The sequence below is a fragment of the Streptomyces sp. NPDC017448 genome (assembly GCF_044330565.1).
In the GTDB taxonomy this organism is placed as follows: Bacteria; Actinomycetota; Actinomycetes; order Streptomycetales; family Streptomycetaceae; genus Streptomyces.
In genome coordinates this window covers 37,291-46,045 of the sequence record NZ_JBIRLM010000030.1, presented here as the reverse complement: position 1 = coordinate 46,045, position 8,755 = coordinate 37,291, and the positions used below count along the sequence as shown (strand labels likewise).

The window sequence follows — 8,755 nt, the reverse complement described above, 5'->3', positions numbered from 1 at the left end:
TACTGCAGGGGGGACCCTGTGGGAGAGTAGGACGCCGCCGAACAATCATTGTGGGAAAGCCCCGCACCGTCATGGTGCGGGGCTTTTCTGCGTTCCCAGGGTATGTTCCGGCACCTGCAGCCTTCTTCCACCCCCGTGCACCGGGCGACGGAAGCTGAGGGTAGGGTCAGGGGGCATCATCGGCACGTTCTTCACAGGAGGCCCCCGGGTGGAGGTCCAGGAGACTCGGGTCCAGACGGACCGGGTCCTCACCATCCCCAACATCCTCAGCATGGCTCGCCTGGTTGGCGTACCGCTCTTCCTGTGGCTGATTCTTCGCCCCGTGTTCGGCGGGCCCAACAGCGACAACTGGGCGCTGCTGGTGCTGATGCTCAGCGGCATCAGCGACTACCTCGACGGCAAGCTGGCCCGTAAGTGGAACCAGATCAGCAGCCTCGGCCGGCTCCTGGACCCGGCGGCGGACCGCCTCTACATCCTTTCCACCCTGGTCGGCCTCACCTGGCGCGAGATTCTGCCCCTGTGGCTCACCGCGCTCCTTCTCGCCCGGGAACTGATGCTTCTCGTGATGGTGGGCATCCTGCGGCGCCACGGCTATCCGCCGCCGCAGGTCAACTTCCTCGGGAAAGCTGCAACCTTCAACCTGATGTACGCCTTCCCCTTGTTGCTGCTCAGCGACGGGAGTGGTTGGCTGGCCACACTGGCCGCCGTTTTCGGATGGGCGTTCGCAGGATGGGGTACAACCCTGTATTGGTGGGCAGGAATCTTGTATGTGGTCCAGGTCCGCCGACTTGTGAAGGCGGATGGAGCAGCCGAACGAGCTCGTTGATGCGGTGCCGCGCAGTGTGGCCGGCCCGCAGCAGATGTCGTCATTGACGCCCGACGGGCGAAGTCGGCCGACCGTCATCTCTTCGAGGAGGACGTTTCCGACATGAAGGCCGTCGTGATGGCTGGTGGCGAAGGCACGCGTCTTCGCCCCATGACTTCGAGCATGCCCAAGCCGCTCCTGCCCGTGGCCAATCGGCCCATCATGGAGCATGTGCTGAGGCTGCTCAAACGGCATGGGCTCAGCGAAACAGTAGTGACCGTCCAGTTCCTCGCCTCCCTCGTCAAGAATTACTTCGGGGACGGCGAGGAGCTCGGAATGGAGCTCACCTATGCCAACGAGGAGAAGCCACTCGGCACCGCGGGCAGCGTGAAGAACGCCGAGGAGGCGTTGAAGGACGACACGTTCCTCGTCATTTCCGGTGACGCGCTCACCGACTTCGACCTCACCGACCTCATCGCGTTCCACAAGGAAAAGGGCGGCCTCGTCACCGTCTGCCTCACCCGGGTTCCCAATCCGCTGGAATTCGGCATCACCATCGTGGACGAGAACGGCCAGGTCGAGCGGTTCCTGGAGAAGCCGACCTGGGGCCAGGTCTTCTCGGACACGGTGAACACGGGCATCTACGTCATGGAGCCCGAGGTGTTCGACTACGTCCAGGCCGACACCTCGGTCGACTGGTCCGGTGACGTCTTCCCTCAGCTGATGAAGGAAGGCAAGCCCATCTACGGCTATATCGCCGAGGGCTACTGGGAGGACGTGGGCACCCACGAGAGCTATGTGAAGGCCCAGGCGGACGTCCTGGAGCGCAAGGTCGACGTGGAGATCGACGGCTTCGAGATCTCGCCCGGCGTATGGGTCGCCGAAGGGGCGGAGGTCCACCCCGACGCCGTGCTGCGCGGTCCGCTGTACATCGGTGACTACGCCAAGGTCGAGGCGGGCGCAGAGATCCGCGAGCACACGGTCGTGGGGTCGAACGTCGTCGTCAAGACCGGGGCCTTCCTCCACAAGGCCGTGGTGCACGACAACGTCTACATCGGGCAGCACAGCAACCTGCGGGGCTGCGTGGTCGGCAAGAACACCGACATCATGCGCGCGTCCCGCATCGAGGACGGCGCCGTCATCGGCGACGAATGCCTGGTCGGCGAGGAGTCGATCATCCAGGGCAACGTCCGCGTCTACCCGTTCAAGACCATCGAGGCCGGTGCGTTCGTCAACACCTCGGTCATCTGGGAGTCCAGAGGCCAGGCACACCTCTTCGGGGCGCGCGGGGTCTCCGGGATCCTGAACGTCGAGATCACGCCCGAGCTGGCCGTACGGCTGGCCGGTGCCTATGCCACGACCCTCAAGAAGGGGTCCACGGTCACCACCGCGCGTGACCATTCCCGAGGCGCGCGCGCCCTCAAGAGAGCCGTCATCTCGGCCCTCCAGGCCAGCGCCATCGACGTACGGGACCTGGAGAACGTGCCACTGCCCGTGGCACGCCAGCAGACCGCCCGGGGCAGCGCCGGCGGCATCATGATCCGTACGTCGCCCGGGGTGCCCGACTCGGTGGACATCATGTTCATCGACGAGCGCGGAGCGGATCTCTCGCAGGCCCAGCAGCGCAAGCTCGACCGGGTCTACGCACGGCAGGAGTACCGCAGGGCCTTCCCCGGCGAGATCGGGGACCTGCACTTCCCGTCCAGCGTGTTCGACTCGTACACCGGCTCCCTCCTGCGGAACGTCGATGTCGAGGGCATCGCCGAGTCCGGGCTGAAGGTCGTCGTCGACGCGTCCAACGGAAGCGCCGGCCTCGTTCTGCCCAGCCTGCTCGGACGGCTCGGCGTGGACGCCCTGACGATCAACCCGGGGCTCGACGAGTCCCGGCCCACCGAGACCGCCGAGACCCGCCGGGCCGGTCTGGTACGGCTCGGCGAGATCGTCTCCTCCGCCCGGGCGGCCTTCGGGGTGCGGTTCGACCCGGTCGGTGAGCGGCTCTCCCTCGTCGACGAGCTCGGCAGGATCATCGAGGACGACCGGGCCCTGCTGGTCCTCCTCGATCTCGTGGCCGCCGAACGGCGCAGCGGCCGGGTGGCCCTGCCCGTGACGACCACGCGGGTCGCCGAGCAGGTGGCCGCCTACCACGGCACCCAGGTGGAGTGGACGACCACCTCGCCCGACGACCTGACCCGGGTCGGCCGTGAAGAGGACACCATCTTCGGAGGAGACGGGCGCGGCGGGTTCATCGTTCCCGAATTCAGCAGCGTCTTCGACGGGACCGCCGCCTTCGTCCGGCTCATCGGCCTCGTGGCGCGTACCCAGCTCACCCTGAGCCAGATCGATGCCCGCATCCCGCGGGCCCACGTCCTGCGGCGCGACCTGGCGACGCCGTGGGCCGTCAAGGGGCTCGTCATGCGCCGGGTCGTCGAAGCGGCCGGCGACCGCAGCGTGGACACCACGGACGGGGTCCGCGTGGTCGAGGCCGACGGACGCTGGGTCATGGTCCTGCCCGACCGGGCGGAGGCCGTCACCCACCTGTGGGCGGAAGGCCCGGACGACGCCTCGGCACAGGCGCTGCTCGACGAGTGGGCCGCCGTGGTGGACAGCGCGGGCAACTGACGCGAGAACGGTGTGCCGCGACCTCCCGTGGCGGAGGCCGCGGCACACCGGTGGGGCCATTCGGCGGCAGCCGTGATGACGTGCGACGATGTGCGGCATGTCGCAGCCGTCCCCCGATCGGAGCACCCCCTCGCCCCCCGCACGCCCCGACGCGTCCATGTCGCTGCTGAACAACGTGATGGCCCACAGCCTCGACGAGGGGTACGCGGAGGCGTCGGCGCGGCGCAGGGCCGACGGGAGCGCGGGACTGCCCCGTACGCTCACCTCGAAGCTCGGGCTGGCCGCCGGACTGGTGGTGGCCGCCCTCGTGGTCACCCTGGGCGCGGCCGAGGCGCGGATCTCGGCGCCGGTCGTCGCCAAGGAGCGCGAGGAGCTGATCGACCGCATCGAGGCGGAGACGGAGGCCGCGGACACGCTGGAGTCCGATGTCGACGAACTCCGCTCCGACGTGAGCGAACGTCAGCGCAAGGCGCTCCAACAGCACGGGGGCGACCAGGGACAGCTGGTGGCCCTGCTGGCCGGCGCGACACCCGTCGAGGGCCCCGGCGTGGAGCTGGTCGTCGACGACGCGAAGGACACCGACCAGGGTGGGGGCGGCCCCCGTGAGTCCTCGGGCTTCGCCGACACCGGGCGGGTGCGCGACCGCGACATGCAGCGGGTCGTCAACGGCCTGTGGGAATCCGGGGCGGAGGCCATCGCCATCAATGGGCAAAGGCTGACCGCGCTGTCGGCCATCCGGGCCGCCGGTGACGCCATACTGGTCGACAACAGGCCGCTCGTACCGCCGTACACGGTGCTCGCGGTGGGGGACGGCAAGAAGCTCGCGACCGCGTTCGGGAACAGCGCCGACGGCCAGTACCTGCAGGCGCTCAAGGAGAGTTTCGACATCCGCACCCGCATCTCCGGACAGGCGAAGGTGCGGCTTCCGGCCGCCCCGAGCCTGATCGTCCGTACAGCAGAGCCGAAGGCCGCCGACGGCGGTGCGGCAGACACAGGGAAGGGCACATCGTGATCGCCGTACTGGGCCTCGTCGTGGGAGTCGTGGTCGGACTGTTGGTCCGGCCCGAGGTGCCGGCGGTGGTCGAGCCCTACCTGCCGATCGCGGTGGTCGCCGCGCTCGACGCCGTCTTCGGCGGTCTGCGGGCCATGCTCGACGGCATCTTCGTCGACAAGGTGTTCGTGGTCTCCTTCCTCTCCAACGTCGTGGTGGCCGCGCTGATCGTCTTCCTCGGCGACAAGCTGGGCGTCGGCGCCCAACTCTCCACGGGTGTGGTGGTCGTGCTCGGCATCCGGATCTTCTCCAACGCCGCCGCCATCCGGCGGCACGTCTTCCGGGCGTGAGGCCGATGAACAACGACGAGAACCCCCGCAGCCAACAGCCCGGCGCCGCCCCGGACGCCTCCCCGCCGCCTCCTCCTCCCGTCCACCAGGCGACCGGCCGGCAGCGGCTCAAGGCGGGCCTGTGGCCGCCGCGGCTGAGCCGGGCCCAACTCATCGTCGCCGTCCTGCTGTTCGGGCTCGGCCTGGGGCTGGCCATCCAGGTGCGGTCGACCAACGACGACAGCGCGCTGCGCGGCGCCCGGCAGGAGGACCTGGTCCGCATCCTCGACGAGGTCGACGACCGGACCCAGCGCCTGGAGGACGAGAAGCAGCGCCTGGACGATCAGCGCACCGAGCTGGAGAACAGCTCCGACCAGGCCGAGGAGGCGCGGAAGCAGACGCTGGAGAAGGAGCGCCAGCTCGGCATCCTCGCGGGCACCGTGGCGGCCGAGGGCCCCGGTATCACGCTGACGATCACCGACCCCTCGCGGGCGGTCGCGCCCGACATGCTGCTCGACGCCCTCCAGGAGCTCCGGGCCGCCGGGGCGGAGGCGATCGAGGTCAACGGGGTGCGCGTGGTGGCCAACACGTACTTCTCCGGGGACGCCGGTGAGGTCCAGGTGGACGGCAAGAAGATCGAAGCGCCGTACGAGTTCACGGTCATCGGCAAGCCGCAGGATCTGGAGCCCGCCCTCAACATTCCCGGCGGTGTGGTCCAGACGCTGGAGAAGGAGCAGGCCACGGTGCTGGTGGAGCGGTCCGACTCCATCGTCGTGGACGCCTTGCGACCGGCGCAGCGGCCTGACTACGCTCGGTCGTCAACCCCGTGAACCGGCCCGGCGCGAGGGCCGCAGGACCGGGTCGGACGGTTGCGGGGGGTCGGCGCACCGGATTGGTGGTGCGTGGTGGAAACTGTCGGGTGGATACGGACGTTGTGAAGATGTCCGGGTCGGCAGGTGTGTTCAATCAGGGTTCGTCCTGCCCCACGGGCGGGTCTATGTCGGTCAAGGGGAATCGCCCGTGAAGTTGTTTGCGAAGTTGTTCGGGAAGAGTGCACGCGAGGACAGCAACAGTGCTGCCCGCCACCGCGCTCCGCGCCACGGTCAGGGCGGGGAGCAGGAAGCGGAGCGTCCGCTCTTCCGCGACGAGGTGCCCGGCGCCCCAGGGGGTGACGGCGTGTCGTCTGTTGACCCTGCTGGTGCCGGACGCATAGGTTTCGGCGCACCATCAGCCTCGAGTGCGGGTGGAGGGTTCACCACGGAGGGCGCGTCGATGCCGGTCTGCACGAGGTGCGGCCACCGCAACGCGGAGGCCAGCAAGTTCTGCTCCAACTGCGGGGCTCCGCTCCGGGGCGCCGTCCCCGAGCGCCCTTCGGAGACGACGTCCACGATCTCCATCTCGGGGCTCGAGGCGTACGAGGCGGAGGCGACGGGCCAGACCGCTCTGCCCTCGCTCTCCCCGGAGGCCCAGGCCGCGGTCGACGCCCTGCCCGCCGGTTCGGCGCTGCTCGTCGTGCGGCGCGGTCCGAACTCCGGCAGCCGTTTCCTGCTCGACAGCGACCTCACCACGGCCGGCCGTCACCCGCAGAGCGACATCTTCCTCGACGACGTGACCGTGTCGCGGCGTCATGTGGAGTTCCGCAGGAGCCCGGACGGTAGCTTCACGGTGGGTGATGTCGGCAGCCTCAACGGCACCTACGTCAACCGCGAGCGCATCGATTCGGTCCCGCTGTCCAACGGCGACGAAGTCCAGATCGGAAAGTACCGTCTGGTCTTCTACGCGAGCCCGCGGGGCGTGTGACCAGCCCCGGACCCGGTCCGGGGGAACCCCGAGGAAGGCCCATGCTGCGAACGCCGACAGGCGGTGCCGGAAACGGCACCGCCTCTGCGGAGGCGCGCCCGATGAGCATCGGAACGGTGCTCACCCAGCTGCGCGAGGAATTTCCCGAAGTCACCATTTCCAAGATCCGGTTCCTGGAGGCGGAGGGGCTCGTCGAGCCCCAGCGCACTCCTTCCGGATACCGCAAGTTCACTCCGCGTGATGTGGAGCGCCTGGCCCAGGTGCTCCGCATGCAGCGGGACCACTACCTGCCGCTGAAGGTCATCCGGGAGCACCTGGAGGCGCTGGCCCGGGGGGAGCAGCCGGTCCTGCCCTCGCCCGGCGACCGGCGGGACCTGGCCGACGGGGTGTGGGAGGCGGACGCGGGGGCGGCGACCGCCGCCCGGATCGGGCGCGCCGAACTCCTGGCGGCCGCGGAGGTCGACGACGAGCGGCTGACCGAGTGGGAGTCCTACGGGCTCATCGTCCCGTCCCCGGAGGGCGGCTACGACGCCGAGACGGTGACCGTCGCCAAGCTGGTGGTGGATCTGGGGCGTTTCGGTCTGGAGCCACGGCACCTTCGCGCCATGCGGGCCTCCGCCGACCGGGAGGCGGGGCTGGTGGAGCAGCTGGTCGCCCCCCTGCGCCGGCACCGCAATCCGCAGACCAGGGCTCATGCCGAGGCCACCGCGAACGAGATCGCCGAGCTGTCCGTACGGCTGCACGCGGCTCTGGTGCAGAGCGCTCTGCGCAGCCGTCTGCACTGACCTCGGCGGCCCCCGACTACCCAAACATGGCGAGCACGTCCTAGGGTTGCTGTGTGAACGAGCTCGACGTTGTCGGTGTCCGGGTGGAAATGCCCTCCAACCAACCGATCGTTCTCCTGCGTGAAGTGGGAGGCGACCGGTACCTCCCCATTTGGATCGGTCCGGGGGAGGCGACCGCGATCGCCTTCGCCCAGCAGGGCATGGCTCCCGCCAGGCCGCTGACCCATGACCTGTTCAAGGATGTGCTCGAGGCCGTGGGCCAAGAGCTCACCGAGGTCCGCATCACGGATCTCCGAGAGGGGGTCTTCTATGCGGAGCTCGTCTTCGCCAGCGGGGTCGAGGTGAGCGCCAGGCCCTCCGACGCCATAGCGCTCGCCCTGCGGACCGGCACGCCGATCTACGGCAGTGACGGCGTGCTGGACGATGCGGGCATCGCGATCCCCGACGAGCAGGAGGACGAGGTGGAGAAGTTCCGCGAATTCCTCGACCAGATCTCTCCGGAGGACTTCGGTACGAACAGTCAGTGACCGCTCCGTAAGGGCGCCGCCAGCACATCCGACAAGCCTTTCCCGGAAATGCGACACGGGAAACCACCCTCAGGGTGATTATCACTCGGCGTGCCGAGTGTGGCGATCGTTGACGCACCCCCAGTGACTGCCTACCTTCGAGTGGGCAGGTCAAGGACGGAGGTCGGCGTGAGAAGCAGCGGCGACGGTACGGCGGCGGATGGGCCGTATCCGCAGCACGGCAGTGGAGCCGACCACGCCATCAGGCAGCCGGTTCAGCCGGCGGCGGTGGCAGGGGGCGGCAGGGCAGCGGCGAGCGGTGCCGACGACATCGGCTACCGCGGACCGACGGCGTGCGCGGCGGCGGGCATCACCTACCGCCAGTTGGACTACTGGGCCCGTACGGGACTGGTGGAGCCCAGTGTGCGCCCGGCCTACGGGTCGGGGACGCAGCGTCTCTACAGCTTCCGGGACGTGGTTCTCCTCAAGATCGTCAAACGGTTCCTGGACACCGGGGTCGCTCTGCAGAACATCCGCACCACGGTCCAGCACCTGCGGGCCCGCGGATTCCAGGACCTCGAACGCATGACGCTGATGAGCGACGGGGCCACGGTCTACGAATGCTCCTCGCCCGACGAGGTCGTCAGCCTGCTCCAGGGCGGGCAGGGCGTCTTCGGAATCGCCGTCGGCGTCGTCTGGCGGGACGTCGACACGGCGCTCTCGCAGCTGCACGGCGAGCGGGTCGACACCGGCGAGACGCTCGTCGGCCACAACCCGGCGGACGAGCTGGCCCGGCGGCGCAACCGCGCGGGCTGAGCGGTCCGGCCGAGCGGCACGACGCGCCGGCAGAACACGGACGGGACGGTCCGGCCCCCGTACGGGGGCCGGACCGTCCCGTTGTCAGTGCCGTAGGGCAGCAT

Annotated in this window: 9 protein-coding genes; all 9 read left to right on the top strand. The window is 69.2% G+C overall.

Annotated features, from left to right (window positions below; genetic code table 11):
• Positions 1–208: 208 nt before the first annotated feature.
• A complete protein-coding gene (locus ACH4K1_RS31835) occupies positions 209–826 on the top strand; it encodes a CDP-alcohol phosphatidyltransferase family protein (protein WP_398093004.1) in 618 nt (205 codons plus the stop codon).
• 102 nt (positions 827–928) lie between these two features.
• Entirely contained in the window at positions 929–3,424 is a 2,496-nt protein-coding gene (locus ACH4K1_RS31830; protein WP_398093003.1) for a sugar phosphate nucleotidyltransferase, read from the top strand.
• A 97-nt stretch (positions 3,425–3,521) separates the two neighbouring features.
• Positions 3,522–4,436 carry a DUF881 domain-containing protein gene (locus tag ACH4K1_RS31825; protein WP_228992229.1) on the top strand — a complete coding sequence of 305 codons (915 nt, stop codon included), beginning with the start codon at positions 3,522–3,524 and terminating at the stop codon, positions 4,434–4,436.
• Positions 4,433–4,765 carry a small basic family protein gene (locus ACH4K1_RS31820; RefSeq protein WP_003970459.1) on the top strand — a complete coding sequence of 111 codons (333 nt, stop codon included), beginning with the start codon at positions 4,433–4,435 and terminating at the stop codon, positions 4,763–4,765. Before ACH4K1_RS31825 ends, ACH4K1_RS31820 begins: the two co-directional genes overlap by 4 nt.
• A 5-nt stretch (positions 4,766–4,770) precedes the next feature.
• Positions 4,771–5,574, top strand: a complete 804-nt coding sequence (locus ACH4K1_RS31815) for a DUF881 domain-containing protein (RefSeq protein ID WP_398093002.1) — start codon at positions 4,771–4,773, stop codon at positions 5,572–5,574.
• A gap of 190 nt (positions 5,575–5,764) precedes the next feature.
• Positions 5,765–6,544, top strand: coding sequence for an FHA domain-containing protein (locus ACH4K1_RS31810; RefSeq protein ID WP_228992231.1), 780 nt, complete (start codon positions 5,765–5,767; stop codon positions 6,542–6,544).
• A 41-nt stretch (positions 6,545–6,585) separates the two neighbouring features.
• Positions 6,586–7,329 carry a MerR family transcriptional regulator gene (locus ACH4K1_RS31805; protein ID WP_398093001.1) on the top strand — a complete coding sequence of 248 codons (744 nt, stop codon included), beginning with the start codon at positions 6,586–6,588 and terminating at the stop codon, positions 7,327–7,329.
• A gap of 53 nt (positions 7,330–7,382) precedes the next feature.
• On the top strand, positions 7,383–7,856 hold the full coding sequence (locus ACH4K1_RS31800) for a bifunctional nuclease family protein (RefSeq protein ID WP_006123076.1): 474 nt from the start codon (positions 7,383–7,385) through the stop codon (positions 7,854–7,856).
• Between the two features lie 168 nt (positions 7,857–8,024).
• Complete coding sequence (locus ACH4K1_RS31795; RefSeq protein WP_228992233.1) at positions 8,025–8,651, top strand: MerR family transcriptional regulator; 627 nt, start codon at positions 8,025–8,027, stop codon at positions 8,649–8,651.
• Positions 8,652–8,755: the final 104 nt, after the last annotated feature.